General features: G+C 45.3%; 22 protein-coding genes and 1 other RNA gene. 14 read left to right on the top strand and 9 right to left on the bottom strand.

Features of this window, described 5'->3' with window-relative positions:
• Positions 1-101: 101 nt before the first annotated feature.
• From pafA to BLU98_RS17815, 4 genes are read left to right on the top strand one after another with little or no spacing between them, the layout of a single operon-like run.
• Positions 102-1,763: an alkaline phosphatase PafA gene (gene pafA / locus BLU98_RS10265; RefSeq protein WP_092723945.1), complete on the top strand. Its 1,662-nt coding sequence runs from the start codon at positions 102-104 to the stop codon at positions 1,761-1,763.
• A 36-nt stretch (positions 1,764-1,799) separates the two neighbouring features.
• The gene (locus BLU98_RS10260) at positions 1,800-2,201 is read left to right on the top strand and encodes a hypothetical protein (RefSeq protein WP_092723944.1); all 402 of its coding nucleotides are present in this window, start codon (positions 1,800-1,802) and stop codon (positions 2,199-2,201) included.
• A 4-nt stretch (positions 2,202-2,205) separates the two neighbouring features.
• Complete coding sequence (locus BLU98_RS10255; RefSeq protein ID WP_092723943.1) at positions 2,206-2,757, top strand: inorganic diphosphatase; 552 nt, start codon at positions 2,206-2,208, stop codon at positions 2,755-2,757.
• Positions 2,758-2,790: 33 nt separating this feature from the next.
• Complete coding sequence (locus tag BLU98_RS17815) at positions 2,791-2,943, top strand: hypothetical protein (protein WP_157576833.1); 153 nt, start codon at positions 2,791-2,793, stop codon at positions 2,941-2,943.
• A gap of 68 nt (positions 2,944-3,011) precedes the next feature.
• Here BLU98_RS17815 and BLU98_RS10250 read toward each other — a convergent pair whose 3' ends face one another.
• Complete coding sequence (locus BLU98_RS10250) at positions 3,012-3,773, bottom strand: C40 family peptidase (protein ID WP_092723942.1); 762 nt, start codon at positions 3,771-3,773, stop codon at positions 3,012-3,014.
• A 20-nt stretch (positions 3,774-3,793) separates the two neighbouring features.
• Positions 3,794-4,258 (bottom strand): bactofilin family protein, encoded by a 465-nt coding sequence (locus tag BLU98_RS10245; protein ID WP_092723941.1) that lies wholly within the window; start codon positions 4,256-4,258, stop codon positions 3,794-3,796.
• Positions 4,259-4,459: 201 nt separating this feature from the next.
• Between BLU98_RS10245 and BLU98_RS10240 the strand changes: the two genes are divergently transcribed.
• From BLU98_RS10240 to BLU98_RS17565, 6 genes are all read left to right on the top strand, one after another.
• A complete protein-coding gene (locus BLU98_RS10240) occupies positions 4,460-5,071 on the top strand; it encodes a bactofilin family protein (protein ID WP_092723940.1) in 612 nt (203 codons plus the stop codon).
• Between the two features lie 117 nt (positions 5,072-5,188).
• Positions 5,189-5,755 carry an RNA polymerase sigma factor gene (locus tag BLU98_RS10235; RefSeq protein WP_092723939.1) on the top strand — a complete coding sequence of 189 codons (567 nt, stop codon included), beginning with the start codon at positions 5,189-5,191 and terminating at the stop codon, positions 5,753-5,755.
• Complete coding sequence (locus BLU98_RS10230; protein WP_092723938.1) at positions 5,752-6,111, top strand: hypothetical protein; 360 nt, start codon at positions 5,752-5,754, stop codon at positions 6,109-6,111. The genes BLU98_RS10235 and BLU98_RS10230 overlap by 4 nt, the downstream gene beginning before the upstream one ends.
• A 193-nt stretch (positions 6,112-6,304) precedes the next feature.
• Entirely contained in the window at positions 6,305-6,889 is a 585-nt protein-coding gene (locus tag BLU98_RS10225; RefSeq protein WP_092723937.1) for a hypothetical protein, read from the top strand.
• A gap of 80 nt (positions 6,890-6,969) precedes the next feature.
• Positions 6,970-7,342, top strand: a transfer-messenger RNA (tmRNA) gene (gene ssrA, locus BLU98_RS10220).
• 99 nt (positions 7,343-7,441) lie between these two features.
• Positions 7,442-8,086: a putative polyvalent protein kinase domain-containing protein gene (locus tag BLU98_RS17565; RefSeq protein ID WP_139173886.1), complete on the top strand. Its 645-nt coding sequence runs from the start codon at positions 7,442-7,444 to the stop codon at positions 8,084-8,086.
• 60 nt (positions 8,087-8,146) lie between these two features.
• Here the strand turns inward: BLU98_RS17565 and rseP are convergent, their stop codons facing one another.
• The 3 genes from rseP to BLU98_RS10200 all read right to left on the bottom strand — a co-directional run bounded on the left by rseP (position 8,147) and on the right by BLU98_RS10200 (position 12,309).
• Positions 8,147-9,496: an RIP metalloprotease RseP gene (rseP, locus tag BLU98_RS10210; RefSeq protein ID WP_092723935.1), complete on the bottom strand. Its 1,350-nt coding sequence runs from the start codon at positions 9,494-9,496 to the stop codon at positions 8,147-8,149.
• Positions 9,497-9,544: 48 nt separating this feature from the next.
• Complete coding sequence (locus tag BLU98_RS10205; protein WP_092723934.1) at positions 9,545-10,702, bottom strand: 1-deoxy-D-xylulose-5-phosphate reductoisomerase; 1,158 nt, start codon at positions 10,700-10,702, stop codon at positions 9,545-9,547.
• A 113-nt stretch (positions 10,703-10,815) separates the two neighbouring features.
• Complete coding sequence (locus BLU98_RS10200; protein WP_092723933.1) at positions 10,816-12,309, bottom strand: GH3 auxin-responsive promoter family protein; 1,494 nt, start codon at positions 12,307-12,309, stop codon at positions 10,816-10,818.
• Between the two features lie 168 nt (positions 12,310-12,477).
• Here BLU98_RS10200 and rplU point away from each other — a divergent pair, with 168 nt between their 5' ends.
• Both rplU and rpmA read left to right on the top strand, forming a co-directional pair.
• Positions 12,478-12,783 (top strand): 50S ribosomal protein L21, encoded by a 306-nt coding sequence (gene rplU / locus BLU98_RS10195; RefSeq protein ID WP_026770311.1) that lies wholly within the window; start codon positions 12,478-12,480, stop codon positions 12,781-12,783.
• A 30-nt stretch (positions 12,784-12,813) separates the two neighbouring features.
• Complete coding sequence (gene rpmA, locus BLU98_RS10190) at positions 12,814-13,071, top strand: 50S ribosomal protein L27 (protein ID WP_092723932.1); 258 nt, start codon at positions 12,814-12,816, stop codon at positions 13,069-13,071.
• Between the two features lie 58 nt (positions 13,072-13,129).
• Here the strand turns inward: rpmA and BLU98_RS17810 are convergent, their stop codons facing one another.
• Complete coding sequence (locus BLU98_RS17810; protein WP_157576835.1) at positions 13,130-13,429, bottom strand: hypothetical protein; 300 nt, start codon at positions 13,427-13,429, stop codon at positions 13,130-13,132.
• On the opposite strand from BLU98_RS17810, the gene BLU98_RS10180 reads away from it, so the two are divergent.
• The gene (locus BLU98_RS10180; protein ID WP_092723931.1) at positions 13,413-15,089 is read left to right on the top strand and encodes a DNA polymerase/3'-5' exonuclease PolX; all 1,677 of its coding nucleotides are present in this window, start codon (positions 13,413-13,415) and stop codon (positions 15,087-15,089) included. The genes BLU98_RS17810 and BLU98_RS10180 overlap by 17 nt on opposite strands.
• 4 nt (positions 15,090-15,093) lie before the next feature.
• Here BLU98_RS10180 and BLU98_RS10175 read toward each other — a convergent pair whose 3' ends face one another.
• The 3 genes from BLU98_RS10175 to BLU98_RS10165 are packed head-to-tail and all read right to left on the bottom strand — an operon-like array spanning position 15,094 to position 20,633.
• Positions 15,094-18,837 carry an ATP-binding protein gene (locus BLU98_RS10175; RefSeq protein ID WP_092723930.1) on the bottom strand — a complete coding sequence of 1,248 codons (3,744 nt, stop codon included), beginning with the start codon at positions 18,835-18,837 and terminating at the stop codon, positions 15,094-15,096.
• Entirely contained in the window at positions 18,834-19,628 is a 795-nt protein-coding gene (gene mazG, locus BLU98_RS10170) for a nucleoside triphosphate pyrophosphohydrolase (protein ID WP_092723929.1), read from the bottom strand. The genes BLU98_RS10175 and mazG overlap by 4 nt, the downstream gene beginning before the upstream one ends.
• A 9-nt stretch (positions 19,629-19,637) precedes the next feature.
• Positions 19,638-20,633: a DUF3667 domain-containing protein gene (locus BLU98_RS10165; RefSeq protein ID WP_092723928.1), complete on the bottom strand. Its 996-nt coding sequence runs from the start codon at positions 20,631-20,633 to the stop codon at positions 19,638-19,640.
• Positions 20,634-20,748: 115 nt separating this feature from the next.
• On the opposite strand from BLU98_RS10165, the gene BLU98_RS10160 reads away from it, so the two are divergent.
• Positions 20,749-21,582, top strand: coding sequence for a hypothetical protein (locus BLU98_RS10160; protein ID WP_092723927.1), 834 nt, complete (start codon positions 20,749-20,751; stop codon positions 21,580-21,582).
• Positions 21,583-21,687: the final 105 nt, after the last annotated feature.

The following is a 21,687-nucleotide window of genomic DNA, read 5'->3' as shown; positions in this document are numbered from 1 at the left end:
CGCAATATTTGCAGGTCTATTTTAACCGCCAGTTGCCGTTTTTTAAGGCTTTCATCACTTACCTTCACGGCCTGTTAAAAATCTTGTAAAGACGAGCGACCATGAGAAAGACCTTTTTAGCCCCTTTGCTAGCCCTATCGATCATTACCGGCGTTAGTTATGCACAAAAAACCGTCAAACCGGCAACTATACAAGGCATTGCCCGGCCCAAACTGGTGGTAGGCATTGTAGTAGACCAGATGCGCTGGGATTATCTCTATCGCTTTTATGACCTTTACAAAACCGGTGGCGGTTTTAAAAGATTGTTGGGTGAAGGCTTTTCCTGCGATAATACCTTCGTTCCCTATTTACCTACTGTAACAGCCTGCGGACATGCCTGTATTTATACCGGCACCACCCCAGCCATTAACGGTATCACCGGCAACAATTGGTGGGATAATAACCTGCAGCGCGTGGTTTACTGTACAGATGATAAGAATGTGTCTACTGTAGGCAGCAATAACGAGAGTGCCGGACAAATGAGCCCGGCGAATGTATTGGCTACTACCATTACCGATGAGTTGAAACTGGCCAGTAATTTCCACAGCAAAGTATGGGGTATTTCCATAAAAGACCGCGGCGCCATCATCCCGGCGGGACATGCCGCCAATGGCGCTTTCTGGTACGATAGCAAGACCGGTAATTTTATCACCAGCACTTATTACAGCAAATCACTGCCAGCATGGATGCAACAGTTCAACCAGCGTAAGCTCGTAGATTCTTTTTATGAAAAGAACTGGACACTGGCACTTGATAAATCGGTGTACGAACAATATTGCGACAGCGACGAGAACAGTTACGAAGCAAGGCCCTTCGGTGATAATGCGCGCCAGATGCCCTATACACTGCAATCATACAAGGGAAAAGATTATGGTAAGATAGCCAGCACTCCTTTTGGCAACGACCTCTTGCTGGAACTCGCCAAAGCTACCATCGCCGGCGAACAAATGGGCAAAGGCAATAACACCGATTTCCTGGCGGTTAGTTTTTCTTCTACCGATTATGTGGGACATGCTTTCGGCACCCATTCATGGGAACTGCTCGATACTTATGTACGGCTGGATGAAACATTGGGTAAACTGTTCAGCTATCTCGACAAAACCGTTGGCAAAGACCAGTATACTGTCTTCCTCTCTGCCGATCACGCGGCCCCGCATATACCTGCTTTCCTGCAAAAGAACAGGTTACTGTCTGCCTCCTGGGATGATGGCGAGATCAAAAAAGACCTCACCGATTTTTCCAAACAACAATTCAATGGCCTGAACCTGGTGCGTTTCGTTACAGAATACGATGTATACCTGGATCACACGCTGATGGATTCAGCCAAACTCGATGCATCAAACGTGAAGAAAGCCTTCATACAATACCTGTTGAAAAAAGACCAGGTTTACCAGGTGATTGATAAACCCCATGCCGCTACGGCAACCGTTCCTGCCAAACTGCGCGAAATGATCATCAATGGTTACAACCCGCAGCGGTCCGGCGACCTCCAGGTCATTGGCAAGCCCGGTATCATGGATGGCGGTAAAACAGGACTCAGTCATGGTGTATGGAATGCCTATGATGCGCATATTCCACTGGTATGGTACGGATGGGGTATTAAGAAAGGAAGTACCAGCCGGGAAACCTATATGACCGACATCGCCGTAACACTGGCTGCCTTGTTGCACATACAGATGCCCAGCGGTTCTATTGGAAAATCAATAGAAGAAGTGATCAAATAAGCCCCGGGCGCCTACCTTTGTAATGAAATTTTGTTCATGAAAAGGATCCTGGTCCCCACTCTTCTGTTCCTGGCAGCTTGCTCTCCCGTTGCAAAGGAGTATCCTGTTGCTGAAAATTCGTTTGATGCCGGCAGGGAATTCATCGATGCCTGTTTAAAGGGCGATTTTGAGAAAGCCGAATTTTATATGCTGAAAGATTCTGCCAATAGTAGCTATCTTAAGAACATTGAATCCCTGTACCGCAAGAACAGCCGGGAAGGCAGGCAGCAATTGCGCGAAGCGTCGATCAATATCCGCGAAGTAGACGACCTGAGCCAGGACAGTTCCATCATCAATTACAACAATTCATTCGATACCACTGCACATAAAGTAAAAGTGCTCCGGAAGAACGGACAGTGGCTGGTAGACCTCAAATACACCTATAACCCTAATCTTTGACAGTATGCAGAAAACAATCCAAGTGCAGCACCCCTGGCATGGCGTTCCGCCCGGAGACCATGCGCCCCGCATCATAAATGCCATCATAGAAATTCCGCAAGGTTCGAGGTGTAAATACGAGATCGACAAAGAAACAGGACTACTGAAGCTCGACAGGGTTATCTTTTCTTCTTTCCATTACCCCATCAACTATGGCTTCATACCCCAGTCTTACGGCGGCGATAAAGACCCGCTCGATATCCTCGTCATTACTTCACTTCCCGTGCAGCCCCTGACGCTGATGGAAGCCAAAGTAATTGGGGTGATGCAGATGATCGACGGCGGCGATGCAGACGACAAGATCATTGCCGTGGCCAATACCGACCCGGGCGTGAACCACTACAATAATATCGAAGAACTGCCCAAACATTTCTTCGACGAACTGCGCCATTTCTTTGAAGAATATAAAAAACTGGAAAACAAGACCGTGGTGGTAGAGGATTTTGGCGATAAAGCCAAGGCCCTGCTCATCGTGGAAGAGTCCATTTCTTTTTACAAAGAGACTTTTGTGAAATAAACCCCGGCACCTATCTTTGCCAAAATTTATACCATGGAAGCAAAATCTTCAACCGGAAAATATTGGGCCCTTTGTTTTTTGTGGCTCGCTATCCTGATCCTTTTAATGTTCGTTTACCGTCAGTTCTTCTGGTTGGCTTTGCCTGGCACGGCTACTTATTTTGCCAAGGCTTTGGACATCATGTAATCATTCAAAAGCTTTCTATAGAAAAGGAGCCCGGTACAAACCAGGCTCTTTTTATTTTTACTGAAAGACTAATATCGCTTGATGATGCGCAGGCGGTGGGTTCGCTCTCCGGTTTCTGCATTTACAATACCGGCCTGGTCAATCGGGTCGATACGCACCTTACCCGATGAATGGATGATGGTAGATGCATCAAGCATCAGCCCAACATGCGTGATCCTTCCCTCCTCATTATCGAAGAATGCCAGATCGCCGCAAACAGCTTCCTGCAAAAAGCCAATGACTTCCCCCGGTTCTGCCTGCTGGTAAGCATCACGTGGCAGGGGTTTATTAAAAAAACGGTATACCTGCTGCACATAGCCGCTGCAATCGATGCCAAAGACCGACCGGCCTCCCCATAAATAAGGTGTATTTAAAAAAGTAAGCGCCACTTGCTTGATCAACGCTTCTGTAAAAGATGCAGTAGCGGCATCCCATGTTTGCCCGGTGTATACGGCATGATAAGGTCCCAGTTGCAATGATCCTTTATCGAACAACGACAAAGGCGTACCCATGGACACCCACATTGTAGCATCATTGATGGTAAGTTTGTTGGCCCATTCTGCAGATAAGAGTTGTCCGCTTTTTTCGGGCAACCGGTTTGTTTGCTGCAACTGGCTTGTCTGGCACCAGCCTTCGTATTGGTCGTAGCAGCAGCGCACCCTGGTAAAGTCACCGCTATGATCCAGCACTTCTGCCTGTTCTCCAAACAATAATTGACTCACCATTTCACTGCGGTGGGTTGCTTCCCTGCGCATGGGACTGGCCGCAACCATGCAAACAACAAAAACCATTTGCTTTCTTTTCCTGCAAGTTAACTGATGAGGATCAGTTTCTGGGGCAATGAGAAATATTCTTCCTTGATCTTTTCCAGGTTTTCTTTCTTGTTGAACAATTCATAATACTCATCCACATCAATGGAAGTATTGTCTTTGCTCACATAAACAGGGCCCGATACAGAGCTGTTCTCTCCGTTTTCAAACTGGGCAGTGCGGATCACACCGTTCACCATTGCATCGGCATGCAGGAGGCATTTGCTTTTGCATACCACATTACCATCAATGAGTCCGCCTATCACGATCTCGTGACAAAGGATGTCTCCACTCACAGTGGCTTTTTTATCAATGATGACTTTGTTGGTACAGAAAATGATTCCTTTGAAATCACCTTCTATACGAATAGGCGAAAGAGTTTTGATGATGCCAAAATAGACACCACCCGAGACTACCTGCACAGCAGGCAGTATGTCAGTAGTATTGGTTTTTTTCTGAAATAGCATAGGATAGAACCGGTGGGATTTGTTACCGGGAGGACAATCAAGGTACAATTTTTAGTTCTTTAATCTCATTTTCGAAAAGATTAATCGGCAAAATTCATAAATACATAATAAATACTTATCTTGGACTACCTCAAAACCAGGTAATTTTCTCTATTACCAGTCATCTTACAATCATCTGTCATATCCTAAAACCACATTGCTATGAACAAATTCAGGGAACAAATACTACATGATCCCAACTCCAGTTATCAACCCCAATCGTCTATAGCAGACGATAAACAACTGTTTATTACCAAGTCCACCAATATTTCAGGTGTGCTTGATTCCGAGAACGACATTACACTCGATGGCAATTTCAGCGGCGTGTTGTACAGCAAAAAGACCATCCACATTACCCCTACCGGTGTTGTAAAAGGCGTAATCATTTGCAACGATATCAAAGTAGAGGGCGAACTGGAAGGATCTGTTTACAGCCTGCGTGTAAACCTCTTCAAGGATTCTGTATTGAAGGGCAATATTCATTGTACCATCATCAATACTGAAATGAACCAGTTTGTAGATGCTAATATCAAGCTGTTGAGCCTGGAAAATTCCATATTTGAAACCTCTTCGCTCGATCTCTTCAACCAACTCAAAGAGATATTCAGCAAAAACAACAAAGACAACAATTACCTGTCTGTCTTCCAGGAAAAACTAGACCAGATCAAACCTTCCACCAAATTCTATCACCAGACTATTTATGTAGCGCCGAGTCACGAAACCAAGCACAGCAATAGTGGTATAGAAGACATTACACCGGAAGAAGGTAATTGATCAATCAAAAACCGCAACATATCATTAAAGCAACACCTCTTGTGTTGCTTTTTTTATGCTGTCTATATGGAATAAAATAAATCATGCATCTCATGGTAAAATGCTTTAATTTAAGGCGTGAGTCAGGATAAGTACACACATATCAGCGACCAGGAATTACTCGAACGGTTTTACACAGATTATAACAACCAGTGGCTGGGCATTCTCCTGCAGCGGTACACATTTTTATTGCTGGGTGTTTGTATGAAATACCTCAAAAATGAAGAAGCAGCCAAAGACGCGGTGCAGCAAATATTCCTGAAAGCCATTACCGAACTGGCAAAATACAAAGTGGTATACATCAAAAGCTGGCTCTACATGGTTGCCAGGAATCATTGCCTCATGCAGCTGCGCGACCGGAACATTTTCATCCCGGTAGAAGAAAAAAATGAGCTGGCCGCCGAATGGAGCGATAAAGAGGAAATGCTGGCCAAAGAGCAAAGCCTCTCGCTGCTGGAATCCACGCTAAATGAATTGAACGAAGCGCAGAAAACCTGCTTAATTTTGTTTTACCTGCAAAAGAAAAGTTACCAGGAAATTGTAGACGCCACGGGTTATAATTTATTGCAGGTAAAAAGTCATATACAGAACGGCAAACGAAACCTTAAGATATTGGTGGAAAAGAAAATGAACCCACATTCATGAGCGACCTGAAAGATATATGGAGCCCGGAAGGGGATTTGGATCATGAGGCGCTGAAGCGTTACCTGCAAGGTAAGGCTTCGGAAGAAGAACGCTATGCTGTTGAAAAACAGATGGCCGGCTCCGATTTTGTCAATGACGCTGTTGAAGGGTTGCAGCAGTTTTCCAGCACGCGGGAGGTGCAACACCTGGCCGAGCAACTCAACCGGCAATTGCGCAAAGAGACTTCCGCTACACAATTGAAAAAACGCCGCCGGCGTATCAAAGACCAGCCCTGGACCATCATTGCTATTATAGTTATAGTGGTATTGTGCATCCTGGGATTTATTGTAATACGTATGATGATGCATACAGAATAAGCCATGTGATCTGGCCTACATTAACGACTAAGATCCGGAAGCCTGCGGCCATGTTGCCTGCAGGCTTCTTTATTATATGCGAATGTTAAAGAAATTTGAATAATGATGTTTGGGGTAACACCTGATTAAACCGGTCAATCTGATTCATGTCTTTTATTTGAAAACAATTAATAAACAAAAAAATCTAGACCCCATGAAACAGTTATTATTCATCGCCGCCATGGTATTGACAGGTTCAACCATCGCTTTGCAAGCACAACCTCACAGGAACGGTTCCGTGGCAAGAATGCACGACATGAACCACGACATGAGAGACATCCGCCACGATCGTAAAGACATTCACAATGATCGCAAAGACGTCCATCACGATCAGGCAGACATCAACAAAGACAGGAAAGATGCCAATGCCGATCGCGCAGATATCAACAAAGACCGCAAAGACATCAATGCCAACAACAGGGACATCAATAAAGATAAAGCCCAGTTGAACCAGGAAATCAAAGAGCGTAATGCAGATGCTGCCAAGCACGATTACGCAGATGCTCGGAAAGAACAAAATGAAATCAATGGCATTCGTAAAGACCTGCAGCAAGACAGAACCGACCGGAACAAAGACGCCGCTGATCTTCGTAACGACAAAAAAGACCTGAACAAAGACGTAACAGACATCAACAAAGACAAGAAAGACATTAACAAGGACAAGCGCGACCTGAAGCACGATAAAAAAGACCTGCGTAAAGACAAAAAAGACCTCAGCGACGACGCCAATCATTTCTAAATAAAGCAGCATTCTTCAAAAAGCGACAGCCTGTCAATTTTTACAGACAGTCGCTTTTTAGTATATTTGTATTCCCGGCCGGGGTCGTATTGGTTTTGACAGCATATGGCGCGGTTGGTGTAAGCATGCAGTGCGTTGGATAATTAGCACTTAAATCTGAATATTCAAACTTCAAATGGCAATACACAGTATGCCATGGCTGCCTAATCAGTGATTAGTTAGTCATTTGGGCCGCCGAACAGGTTGACCTGTTACCAGGTTCCGCCGCCGACTCAAAACAAACACAGGTTGCTGCTGCAACAGGCTGTGCCTGCAGCTTAAGACCATCCAGCTAAGCTTTGAATTGGTTTGTTCATTTCCTGTTCATCGCCTACAATTAATAATGAAATAAGCATGTAGAAAGCCAATGGTGACGATGTTTGGACAGGGGTTCGACTCCCCTCGACTCCACTTCCCTATTTTTTGAAATGGCTAATTCCTTGGGATTAGCCATTTTTTATCGCTTTCCAGCTCTCTTTTCCATCCCATTTTTTTGATCTATTTTTACATCAAATGATCTCTGATGAAATCAGGCAAAAACTTCAAAATATCGTTAGAGGAATTAGCCTCGAAGGGACATCCGATCGTTGCACAACGGTCAGAAGTATCCTTATCGAAAGCTTTGGAGCAAGTTCGACTGTTAAAAGAGAATTCGAAAGTAGGTCAATCATTAAAGAAAAGCAGGCTGAATTCTTAGAACGTTACGCTCAAAAATCAGGTATATGGTTGGAATCATTACCCTCCAACACCGAGTATATCACGAGGGGTGGAGAATCAATGATTTATTTAGCGGCCGACAAACTGAATGTTCTTAAAGTCAATGATGCTATTTACTATGCTACATGGACTGAATATTTCAATAGCCTGATCCTTCATAATTTACTATTTCCTAACACAGCTTATTCATTACTTGGATTTATAAAGAGCGATGGCAATCTGCATGCTGTGTTGCAACAGCCGTTTATTGAAGGTGAACAGGCAAAATTGTCGGACATCAAAGATCTATTATCTTTCAATGGCTTTGAAAATACCAAACGGCAAGACTATTATAGTAAAGAGTTTGGATTGGTATTGGAAGATATGCACGATGAAAATGTGATATCCAGGCAAGGCCTTTTGTTCTTTATTGATACGGTATTTTATATAATGACTGTTTAAACTAAAAAGCCCCGGAATTGAATATCCAGGGCTTTTTAGTTATTTATTCGTTACAGCCGATTATTTAAAGAGTCGCCAGAAGTCCAGCCCCAGCGCGTAAGCCATTAAACCCATCAATAGGATCATACCTACCATCTGCGCGTATTCCATGAATTTATCGCTTGGTTTTCTGCCGGTGATCATTTCAATTAACGTGAACAACGCATGGCCACCGTCCAGCGCCGGTATGGGCAAGATGTTCATGAAGGCCAGGATGATGGAGAATATGCCCGTAAGGGTCCAGAATTTTTCCCAATCCCATTTGCTGGGGAAAGTATTTCCAATGCTGATCACACTGCCCAGTGAATCTTTGGGATCCACTTTGCCGGTGAACATCTGCTTGATGGCCGTGACATAACGGTCGAGCATTTCCCAGCAACGATTGAAACCAACAGGGATCGATTGCATGAGGCTGTAATTCTTTGTAACCACGCCCAATAACTCATACGGACTTTTGGTGAAAAAGCCCAGCTTACCCTTGCTGTCCACACGCGCCCTGATGGTTGCTGTGTCAATGCCTCTTAAAACATTGATCGACACGATGGAGTCTTTATATCCTTGTTTGATCTGGTTGAATTCGTTGTAATATTCAAATGTTCTTCCATTGATCGACAGCAATTTGTCTCCTTTCTGCAATTGTCCTTTCGAGAACACGGCGTCTCTTGAAACAGAGTCTACAATGGCGGGGAAACGGGGAAACACCATCCCACTCATTTGTTTGTTCTTGCTGAGCTTTTTGGCGAAATCACCGGGCACAGCAATGTTCACTGTTTGTCCGTTGCGTTCTACCTGGATGCTTTTCGCTTCCTTCAATAGGATCTCCGATTCAAGGGTAGCGAAATTATCCAGCGGTCTGTTGTCAACACCCAGGATATGGTCTCCATCCTGTATGCCGATGCTCCGGGCCAGTGAATCGGTGTACACGCCGTATTTCATATTCTTGGCCGGCAGGTATTCTTCACCCCAAACCCAGGTAATGCCAATGAAGATCACGATGGCGAGCAACACATTTACCACTACGCCGCCTATCATGATGATCAGGCGCTGCCAGGCCGGTTTTGACCGGAACTCCCAGGGTTGCGGCGGCAACTTCATCTGCTCTTTGTCCATACTCTCATCCACCATACCCGATATCTTCACATATCCCCCAAAAGGTACCCATCCAATACCGTATTCGGTTTCTCCTTTTTTCTTTTTCCAGAGGCTGAACCATGGATTGAAGAAGAGGTAAAATTTTTCAACGCGGCATTTAAACCAGCGCGCCGTAATAAAATGTCCTAACTCGTGTAATGTGACCAGTATGGAAAACGACAAAATGAATTGCGCTGTTTTAACGCCCACGCTACTCCAGTCGATAACTAATAAGCTCATAGAAATCCCCTCAGATTTTAACTTTTAAATTTTACTGTTGATTTTCTCCTACATGTGTATCAAAGACGCAGCGAAGTTACGGGCCTCTCCATCGCTTTCAAAATACTCTTCCAGGGTGGGTTTTTCGATGAATGCAATTTTCTGCATGGTCCTTTCCACCAGTTCGGTCATGTCGAGAAAGCCAATCCGGTTGCGTAAGAAAGCGTAAACGGCTATTTCGTTGGCCGCATTCAGGATACAGGGCATGTTTCCCCCCTTCTTCAAAGCTTCGGTAGCCAGTGTAAGATTGCGGAAGGTCTTTATATCAGGCTCTTCGAAAGTAAGGGTATTGGGTTTGCGGAAATCGTACCGCGGAAACTGGTTGGGAATGCGCTGCGGGAAAGCTAGGGCGTATTGGATAGGCAGCTTCATATCGGGCAGTCCCATTTGTGCTTTGATGCTGCCGTCTTCGAACTGCACCAGGCTGTGTACGATGCTCTGCGGATGCACCAGCACCTGTATCTGATCGGGCTGCAGGTTAAATAACCATTTGGCTTCAATCATTTCCAGCCCTTTGTTCATGAGCGTGGCAGAATCGATGGTGATCTTGGCCCCCATGCTCCAGTTAGGATGCTGCAAAGCATGATCGCGTTTGACATTCACCAGGTAATTGGGTTTCTTACCCAGGAAGGGGCCGCCGCTGGCCGTGAGCACGATTCGTTCAATCTTATTGCGTCCTTCGCCTACCAGGCATTGGAAAATGGCCGAATGCTCGCTGTCTACCGGAATCACCGCCACCCGTTGTTCGGTGGCTTTGCGCATGACGATATCGCCGGCCACCACCAGGGTTTCTTTATTGGCCAGGGCAATGGGCTTGCCTATGGAGATGGCTTTCAGCGTGGGTCTGAGGCCTGCATAACCTACAATACCAGCCAGCATCATATCATAACAATCGAGTGCAGCCACTTCTTCAAGTGATCCCTCGCCTGCAAACACTTTCACATCAGTAGCCGCCAACGCCTCTTTTACTGCTTCATATTTTTTCTCATCACCAATGACCACGGCATTGGGATTGAACTGAAGAGCCTGTTTGATGAGCAGGTCGGCATTGGTTTGCGCCGTTAATATCTCGGCAGAAAAAAGATCAGGATTAGCGGCAATGACATCCAATGCCTGTGTACCGATAGAACCTGTTGACCCGAATATGGCAATGCGCTTTTGACTCATTCCAACTGATTATTATACAATTTAAAAATTATTTTTTAATGATCGAGGAGATAGTTGTTAGATGTTAGTTGTTAGAATATATTTTTGGGTTGAATTGTCTAACATCTAACAACTCACACCAGAAAGCGCTGCAGCGCATCAGCCAGTTGCCGGTCGTTGCTCAGACGGGGCACTTTGTTTTGCCCGCCCAGCTTACCCACCGAACGCATGTAATCGATGAATCCATTCTTCCTTACCCTTCGCAGTTGCAGGGTTTGCAGGATATTACCGGAGATCAGGTCGTCGTAATACACATTTTTGTTGCGCAGGTTATGCTCTATCTTTTCAATAAAGGCCCGCATATCCGATGGTTCATTTTCAAATTCAACGAACCATTCGTGGTAGCTCTTACCTGCTCCCTGCTGGATCATGGGCGCCACGGTAAATTCCGTTACTTCCACACCCATTTCCTGTGATGCCTGTAATAAAGCGTTCTCCACTTCTTCTCCTATCACATGTTCTCCGAAAGCGGAGATGAAATGTTTGATCCTTCCGCTCACCACCAACCGGTAGGGGTTGGCGCTCACAAATTTGACGGTATCGCCAATATTATAACCCCATAATCCCGCGTTGCTGTTGATGATCAGGGCATAGTTCTCGCCCACTTTCACGTCTTTCAGGCTCAACCGTGTGGGGTTGTCTGAAAATATTTCACCGGCCGGTATAAACTCAAAAAAGATGCCACTATTGGTATTGAGCAACAATCCTTCTGCCTCCTGCGAATCCTGGAAAGCGAAGAACCCTTCGCTCGCAGGAAACAGTTCTATCGTATCTACTTCGCGGCCGATGCTATTGTACAACTTAGATTTATATGGTTCGAAGTTTACGCCACCCTGTACCATCACATGGAAATGCGGGAACAGTTCGCCTACTCTTTTACCGCTCTTTTCCATCAGCCGGTCGAAATACATCTGCATCCACGGTGGTATACCGCTGATGAGGGTCATATCCTGCCGGATGGTTTCTTCTACTATCTTGTCCAATTTGGTCTCCCAATCTTCAATACAATTCGTTTCATAGCTGGGCAGTTGGTTGGTTCGCAGGTAACGGGGAACGTGGTGGTTCACGATACCGCTGAGGCGCCCCGTGGGGATATCTGCTATCCTTTCCAGCTCCGGCGACCCGCTGAGGAAGATCATTTTTCCCTGTGCGAAAGCTGTATTACCCGTTTCGGCCATATAGCAAAGCAGTGCGTTACGGGCCGTATTGATATGGTTGGGGATGGATTCTTTGGATATGGGGATGTACTTGACCCCGCTGGTGGTGCCGCTTGTCTTGGCCAGGTAAAGCGGCTTGCCCTTCCAGAGAACATTCTGTTTTCCCTCCTTGATCTGGTTGATATAGGGCTTGAACTGCTCGTAATCCCGTATGGGAACAGCCTGCCTGAAGGCTGCATAGCCATCCACCTGGTCGAGGTGATGGTCTTTGCCAAACACGGTACCCTTACCCGATTTGAGCAGGGATTTCAGTATAAGTTCCTGATCCTCAACAGCAGATGACATGCTTTTCCGGATCTTGTTGTATATATAGGTGGCAAACGGACGTGCCAGCAAGGATTTCAAATTCATGGCGTTACGCAGGTATTGAAACGATGGGCAAAAATAGGGAGTAGCCCCTACGAAGGTCCATAATAGACTTAATTTTGTGGTAAATATTCTGGCAGCAGAATTATTTGAAAAATCTTTGCATATTTCCCTTATAAATGCATACCTTTGCCGTCCTAATTTTGGATAGCTATGTTAGCAGTTGTAAAAATCGCAGGTCAGCAGTTTAAAGTACAGGAAGGACAAAGTCTGTACGTACCTCACCTGCAAGGTAAAACCGGAGATAAAGTAGAGTTCAGCGAGGTATTGTTTGTAGACAATGGCGGCGCTGTAACCGCAGGTAGCGCTGTAAAAGCCACTGTAAAAGCCGAAATCATCAGTGATCTGGTGCAAGGTGATAAAGTGATCGCCTTCAAAATGAAAAGAAGGAAAGGCTTCCGCAAGAAGCATGGTCACAGGACCCACTACACCAGGATCAAAATCGAAAGCATCGCGTAAGCAAACGCATCATTAAAAAAGTAGTAAACCATGGCACACAAAAAAGGTGAAGGAAGCGTAAAGAACGGCCGCGATTCACAAAGCAAACGTTTAGGTGTTAAAATATATGGCGGACAGCCTGCTGTTGCCGGTAATATCATCGTTCGTCAGAGAGGTACACAATACCATCCTGGTAAGAATGTTGGCGTAGGAAGTGATTTTACTTTGTTCGCACTGGCCGATGGTATCGTTGAATTCAAGAAAGGCAGAAACGACAAGAACACGGTCTCTGTTGAGCCGGTTGCCTAACTGCATAAAAAAAATTTTTTGTAGTTACAAATAGTTTTTTATTTTTAATGCATATTTACTAACCATTAAATCTAAAAAACATGGCAACTGCAAAGAAGGCCGCTAAAAAAGCTGCGCCTAAGAAAGCTGCTAAAAAAGCCGCTCCTAAGAAGAAAGCTGCAAAAAAAGCCGCTAAGAAAGCTGCTCCTAAAAAAGCTGCAAAGAAAGCCGCTAAAAAAGCCGCTCCTAAGAAGAAGGCTGCAAAAAAAGCCGCTAAGAAGAAATAAGCACCAGCTTTTTCAAGCAGAAATAGATTTAAGAAAGTCCCGCGAGATGCGGGACTTTTTGTTTTCTTTACAATCATGAACAACGCTTCCATTGCCGATAATTTTTCGCTGCTTTCCAAGCTCATGGACATCCATGGCGACAACAGCTTCAAGGCAAAATCCTATGCTATTGCCGCTTTCAATATTGAAAAACTGCCCATGGAACTGGAAGGGCTGCCGCACGACAAGATATTCGCACTCAAAGGCATTGGCGATTCGCTTGGTAAAAGGATCGTAGAACAACTCGAGACCGGACAATTATCTACCCTCAACGAATACCTGGCCAAAACACCTCCCGGCGTACTGGAAATGCTGAACATCAAAGGCATCGGCCCTAAAAAAATCTCTACCATCTGGAAAGAACTGGAGATTGAAAACCTGGGAGAGCTACTGTATGCCTGCAATGAAAACAGGCTCCTCCTCTATCGCGGCTTCGGCGAAAAAACACAACAAAACATCAAGGAGTCGATTGAATTTTATTTCGGCTCACTGGGCAGTTATCTCTACCAGCAAATAGAATCTTATGCCCAGGCGGTAGATGCCAAACTGAAAAACGTTTTCAAAGGGCAGGCTTTTTTATTCACCGGCGAATACAGGCGCCAACTGGAAATCATCGATACGCTGGAATGGGTAACCACCGTTCCCATGAATACCTTGCGTGATTTTTTTACAAAATTGGGATTCGATATATTGAAGGAGGAAGGCGATTACCTGAGTTGTAAAGGAAAAGAAAATGTGACGCTGGGTTTTTATTGCTGCCAGCAAGAAGCACTCTACAGTTGCCTGTTCCGCACCAGTTGCAGCGAAAACTTTTTGGAAGCATGGACCAACACTACCCAATGGAATGCGCAGCAGGCCTATGTTTCAGAAGAAACAATTTTTTCAGAGGCTGGCATGGCATTCATTCCTGCTTTCCGGCGTGAGCAGGCAAACGTTATTGAACAGGCCCGCAACAACAACCTGTCCGAACTCATACAACCAACCGATATTACTGCCATTATCCATTGCCATAGTAAATGGAGTGATGGGGCCAGTCCGCTGGAAGACATGGCACAAGCCGCGATAGACCAGGGCTATCAGTACCTGGTGATCAGCGACCACTCTAAATCGGCATTTTATGCAAGCGGACTCAACGAAGAAAGGATACTGGCCCAACACCAGCAGATCGATGAACTGAATGAAAAACTTACTCCTTTCAAAATTTTCAAAAGCATTGAAAGCGATATACTGAATGATGGAAATCTTGATTACAGTCCGGAGGTACTCAACAGTTTCGACATAGTGATCGGTTCCATTCACTCCAACCTCAAGATGCCTGAAGAAAAAGCCATGATGCGTTTGATGAATGCCATTGCCAACCCTTATACCAGTATACTCGGCCACATGACGGGCCGCCTGTTGTTAAGCCGCAGTGGTTACCCAGTAGATCACAAGACCATCATAGAAGCCTGCGCACAGCACCATGTAGTCATAGAGCTGAATGCACACCCACGCAGGCTCGATATCGACTGGCGCTGGATCGAATATGCATTGGAGAAAGGGGTGCTTATTTCCATCAACCCCGATGCGCATGCCGTTGAAGGCTATGCTGATTGCCGTTATGGCGTGCTGGTAGCCCAAAAAGCCGGGCTTACCAAAGAGCAAAACTTGAGCAGTTTTTCACTTGCGGCATTCGAGAACTTTGTGATAGAGCAGAAACGTAAAAGAAATTAATGGCTCAATTCATTAGAGGCAGCCGCACAAAAAAAGTACTCCCTACCCCTTCCGTTGTTTCAAACCATATCTGTCCGTTGGCGTTTTCCACAATGCCGCGGCAGATGGCCAGTCCGAGTCCCGTTCCGGATGATTTGGTGGTAAAATTGGGAGTAAAAATATCATCTCGCAAGGCAGCCGGCACACCACCTGAATTGTCCTGCACCGATATTAATAATTGACCGAATTCTACCTGCTGGTTGATATGTATCTCTATTTTGCTTCCCGGATCTTCGTTTGCCTCAATGGCATTTTGCAGTAAGTTGGTGAACAGACGGCTCATTTGTGTTTTATCTGAATACACCAGGTAATGTTCCCGCGGCTTTTGCCAGTGAATCTTTACACGCGGATTGGCTTCATACAGGCGAAGCAATGACGACAATACTCCCATGATATCCAGTTTCTCCATGCGGGCATTACCGATATTGGCAAACTGCGAGAAATCACCTGCGATCTTCGATAACTGATCGATCTGCTCTATGAGGGTAATGGCCATGTTGGCCGACAACTCCTTCACATTGGGTGCGCCACTCTGAATAGCTTTCTGCAGGTACTGGATACTCAGCTTCATGGGCGTAAGCGGATTCTTGATCTCATGCGCTACCTGCCGTGCCATTTCGCGCCAGGCGCCTTCCCGCTCGCTTTTGGCCAGTGACTGCGCACTCTGATCCAACTCTCTCACCATTTTATTATATTCCGATACCAGCATGCCCAGTTCGTCGTCACGATCCCACTGGATCTCTTCATTGGTCTTGCCCAGGTTCACCTCGCGCATTTTTTCACCAATGAGGTTGAAGGAATCCGTAATGCGACTGGTAAGGAAGAACGCGATGGCCCCAGCAACCAGGAAAATAAAGGCATTCAAATAAATGAGCGTAGCGAGGAAACCGGATATCTCCTGGTCCAGCTCATTTTGCGAGTTCAGGTAAGGAATGTTGAGGTAAGCATAGGTAGTGCCATCTTCATTGATCAACGGCACATAAATGCTCAGGTATTCAAAAGAGCCGATCTTTTCCGATTGAATATAGCGGATACTGTGCTCATCATGCATTTGTTGAAAAGCCGCGGGATCCATTTGTTCACTCAGCAACCGTTTATTATAAATGTATGGCTGGGTAGACACTTTTAAGTTGCCATTGACATCATAGAAATTGATATCAACATTGTGCAGGTCGGAAATATCCGATATGACCTTGTTCAACTGATCGCCGGCAACGCTCACATTGCTCGTATTGATCACATCGTCGAAGATCAGTTGCGGCGTCATTTTATTGTTGATCTCGTTGGCCATCACCTGGATCGACTTCGACAGTTTTTCCTCGTTGTTGTTATTGAACCTGAAAATGAAGAACGAAATAGTTGACACACCGATCACCAGGAATGAGAATACGCTTAGAAAAATAATCGTTGCCTGTATCTGTGAACGGATATTGAGCAGGAAAATAGACCGGATACCGCTCCACTTGAACCGCGCCCGCACCAGGTTGCTGCATAGATGAAACAGGAAAATGATACAAAGGAAAGAACAGAACAGGTAAGCGAAAAAGGTGATGAACTCGGTAAACCAGGCGCTTTTCTTCACTACCACCACTTCTTTATCGCCACCGGTATTATACCACAATTCGCTGTATCCGGGTGGTTTCTTATAGGTGAAGTCCAGTCCCGGCATCTCAGCCCTGGTAAGCTTTAAAGGAAAATTATAATTATTGAAATGGTTGATCAGCTTGCCTCTGTTGTATATGGCATAAGCATAGCTGGTATTGAGGTCTGAAGAAATATCCTGCGACTGGCTGAATAATTCCGGGTAAAGCGCCTCACTTTTGTATCGCCTCGATTTGATGGTTACATAAAGATATCCCAGTGTTTGATCGTTGTTTTTTATGGCCTTCTGGTAGAGATAGCTGAAGCCATTGGCGGCATTATCGTAGCTGTACAACCCTTCTATAGCCGTGGGTTTGGACTTATTGAGGATGATCGTTTTGATGGCCGCATAAGAAGTTGAATCTTCATTATATAATGGATGGAACAAACTATCGTACGTGTAAATGCGCGTATCGTATTTATTGAGATAGCCGGAAAAATTCTGATTGATCAGGCTGTCTTTGATGAATTTGTTGGTGTATTCGCTTTCAAACCGGTGAAAATTACTGAGCAGGAAACGGTCATTGAAACTATTCGCGGCAATATTCAACAGGCTTTCACCAGAAGGATCGGTTTGTACGGCCAGTTGTTCTGCAATTTTTTTTCTTTGTGCCAACTCCAGTACTTTATTCTGATACATCACAATAGCGGAAATCGATAAAGTGAAGATCATCACCCAGAAAATGAAAAAAGAAGACTGCAACAGTGGAATACCCATATCCGCTTTCCGTGCATTCAGCAGCAGCAGGTAAGCGATCAGCCAGGCCAGGATCACCAGGTCTACGGCTATATCATTAAGCGAAACAAAAGCCAGCAGGTATGCAAAGCCTGTGATGGCTACCGCCGCCATCTGGTAATAAAGCGGCACAGCTGCATCGGTGAGGGGTTTTACCACGATCTGTGAAAAATGATAAAAGCTGAGCACCAGTAAGCATAGAATTACAAAACAGATGACGCTGTAAATGGTGAGGCTGAAAAAGCTGGTTACGTCCATCGATATCTTGGAATCCTGTACCAGACTCTTGATGATGCCGGCCAGCAAAAGACAGGTTACAGTAAGCAGGGCCAACCCGCCATAATGACGAACAGGTGCAGGGAGAGGCTTTTTAAACCAGCCCTTGTGGTCGTTGTGGAATTTATAAAAGCTGAGCATCCAGAAAAGCAGGATGGCATTCACCAGCAGGTCGCCCAACGAAGGGTGCAGGAAGTTGGATGCATAGATTGTTGGATCGAAGAGTGGGAGTTTACTGTAATCCAGCGGGAAGTTGACCTGGTATGTGATCAGCCTGATCAGGAAAACCACTGTTAGCAGGAAAAGGAACCCGCTCCGGAAACCGATCCGATCTACCAGTTCCTGTGCAATCATATTAAAAAACACCAACAGTAAGATCACCGCCAATACCCGTAAAACAATGGTTACACTATCATAGGCGATGAAAGATCTTCCTGCTTTCATTTTGATGCTAAAGATCTCTTTGCCTGCACTATTCAGGATGGGGATCGCATCCTTATCAAAATTGATCTCATATTGTTTGCCAAGCCCCGGGTAATGTGCAAAATCCGATTTCAGGTACTTGTTCTCTATGAAATAAGCCCAACGAATGGGTACCAGCCCTAAAACCGTGAGCTTCTGCCCCTTCAATTGAACGGTGCGTTTGATCAATTCAAAGTCGCCATTCTGCTTCACTGAAAAATAATTTCCATCAGGCTGGTGCAGGTCCTCGGAGTTCACATACATGCGATTGGTATTCCAATAATGCAATGTCTGCGTACCGCCTCCATCTGTCAGGTACAAAAAAAGCCCGAAGCTTTCCTGCCTGGCCTTTTGTTTCAACTTTTCATCGGCAGAATCCTTTACGAGTTTAGTCAGCAGGTCTTTCTCCGATAACAGCTCATTCAGCCTGGCTTCCTGTTGTGCCAGCGATCCCTCCAGCCGGTGTTTTACTTTCTCGGGTGAAGAATTATAGTTCCAGTAATTGATGAAAATAAAAGAGAGGGTATACAGCCAGGCGGCTGTAATGATCAGGTATCCATGCCTGTATATAGCTTTTTTCAGTGTAGGGATCAACTATCGTGCTTTTGTTTTTTGACTTCATTCCAGATGGCGTCCATTTCGGCGAGCGACAAACCGGCGAGGTTTTTACCTTGTTGCGCGGCAATGGTTTCCATCTGCTGAAAACGCCGGATAAACTTCTTATTGGTCTTTTCCAGTGCGGCTTCGGGATCGATATGCAAAAACCGTGCATAATTTACCAGGCTGAAGAGCAGGTCGCCAAACTCCTCTTCTATCCGGTCCTGCTCGTTTTGTTGAACCGCTTCCTGCAACTCGTTCGACTCCTCCTCTACTTTCTTCCAGACATCTGCTTTGTTCTCCCATTCAAAACCCACCTGTTTGGCTTTCTCCTGGATACGAACGGCTTTAACCACCGAGGGCAGCGAGCGGGGTACCCCGCTCAGCACCGATTTTTTGAGCTCGCCCTGTTCGTTGCGTTCCTGCAGTTTCAATTGCTCCCAGTTCCTTTTTACATCTTCTTCATCTTTTACCTGTACATCTCCGTAAATATGCGGGTGGCGATGAATCAATTTTTCACATACGCTGTTGATGGCTTCTGATAATGTAAAGCGATTTTGTTCTGTGCCTATTTTAGCATAAAACAACAGGTGCAGCATGATATCTCCCAGCTCCTCTTTGATTCCCGGCCAGTTCTCATCGGTGATGGCATCGGCCAATTCATAGGTTTCTTCAATGGTCATGTGACGAAGGGTATGAATGGTCTGCTTCCTGTCCCAGGGACATTGCGCCCGCAATTCATCCATGATCTTCACCAGCCGCATGAAGCTGTTTGCTGTTTCCTCCATAATACTAAATTAAATCGTAAACATTGAAAAGGCCCCAAAGATCATAAATATGAATAGCATGATCACAAATCCAAGCAGTAATAGCAATAAATATTTGAGGAATGTTTTCCTAGGCGATTGCCCGTAAAACACACTCATCGCCTTGTATCCATAGAACAGGATGAGCAATGATACAATACCGGTGAACACTGCGTTCAGATGCCAGTGGAAAAGCTTGAAAAAGCTGCCCAGCAGCAATGCACCCAGTATCATGATGAAAATAGCGCAATACAAGTGGAGGGTGAATACCACGTGATTCACATAATAGAATTGTTTGCGCCTTACATATAATAACGATAGCGCCAGCGCGAAAAGGGGAAGTGATACGAAAAGCATCTGGGGAAACAAATGTGTGAACTTTTCACTCAGTACTTCTACAATGGCTTTTGGGTTATCGTGGTATTTTTCATTTAAGGCAATAGACCGGCGCATCATATGCCGTGCGCCCCAATCGTCTTTCTTAGCTTCAGGAAGGGTATTCTGCACAGAATCATATTGCTGAACAGAACGGTAGTTTGTGGAACTATGACTGCTCAGATCCAACGTATCTTCATCCGTATTTTTCTTGACCGTACTAACGGGTTGTGCAACGCTGCGGAGGGTATCGGCATGATCCTTATTTGATTCAACGTAATTAAAAGGGTTATACTGGCTGTAAAAACTAAAGAAGAGCAGAAAAAAGAGCGCTGAGGTAAACACATACATCTTCACGGGGTGCAGGTACCCGGAGCGCCGCCCCTTGAAATATTCCCTCGACAAAAATCCCGGCCGGAACAGCAGGAACTTGAGTGTGCTGAAGAACTTACCATCAAAATGTGTGAGATCGTATATAAAATGCGTGGTCAGGTGCCAGAAACTTTCTTTGGGCTCAATATTCTCCTGTCCGCATTCATGGCAATACCGGCCATGCAGCAGGCTGCCACAGTTCAGGCAAACTTTTTCCTTTCGTTCAGGGAAATGCGACACTTGTTAATGTTTAACTAAAAATACAGAACTAATTGATAGTTGCAAGGCCCCACCCATTTTCCTTTTTTTGAATGTTGATAACTGTCACTGTACATTTGGAAAAAAAAATCGGCAGATGAAAGGGCTCCAGCTACTGGCATTATTGGCTTTGATCCATACCGGCTGTTTCGCACAGTATTATTACAACGACCTCGTTTCGATACAGCAAGGCGCGGCTCAATACAAGATCCTCCGCAACAATAAAGTAAAAACCTTCAAGGTGGTGAGCTATGACGCCGACGACCAGCCGGCCGAAGGCTTTTCCCTGGAGCAGGAGATCAGCCTGGACGGCAAAAAGATCACCATCACCGATGCTTCCATCAGCGGGAAAAAGAGCGTTACTGTTAACACTTATGAGCTGGGCCGGCTGAAAAAAGCAGTAGCAAGCGGTAACCGGATTGAAAACAAGACCGATTACCAGTACGACGATAAAGGGCGGTTGATCAAAATAACCCTCACCACATCCGACACTTCCATGAAATATACCAGTGTTGAAACGCATGAATGGGTATACGATGAAAAAGGACAGCCCGCTTCTATGTTGCGTGTAAAAAGCGGGACAGACAGCACTTTCGTGAGTTTTGTGCGGGATGAGCAGGGCAATATAGCAGAAGAGCACTGGAAAAGAAAAGGGTCGGCACCCGAAGTCTATTATTACTATTACAATGCGAAGAATGAGCTCACCGATATTGTCCGGTACAACAGCAAACTGAAAAAATTATTGCCCGACTTTTTATTCGAATACGATAATACGGGCCGCCTCAGCCAGATGACGCAGGTATTGCTGGGCAACAATAATTATTATACCTGGAAATACACATACAACGAAAAGGGCCTGAAACAGAAAGAGAGTTGTTTTGACAAAAGCCAGAAGAAGGCAGGCACTATTGAATACGTGTACACTTATTAAAAAGACGTCATCCCGAGCGAGCGAAGCGAGTCGAGGGACCTGCTTGAACATTCAGGCAGATCCCTCGGCTGCGCTCGGGATGACGATTGATGAAAAAGAGATGAC

This window comes from Hydrobacter penzbergensis (assembly GCF_900106985.1).
Classification (GTDB): domain Bacteria; phylum Bacteroidota; class Bacteroidia; order Chitinophagales; family Chitinophagaceae; genus Sediminibacterium; species Sediminibacterium magnilacihabitans.
Note: the sequence above shows the minus strand (reverse complement) of the source record. Positions and strands in the feature narration are given on the sequence as shown.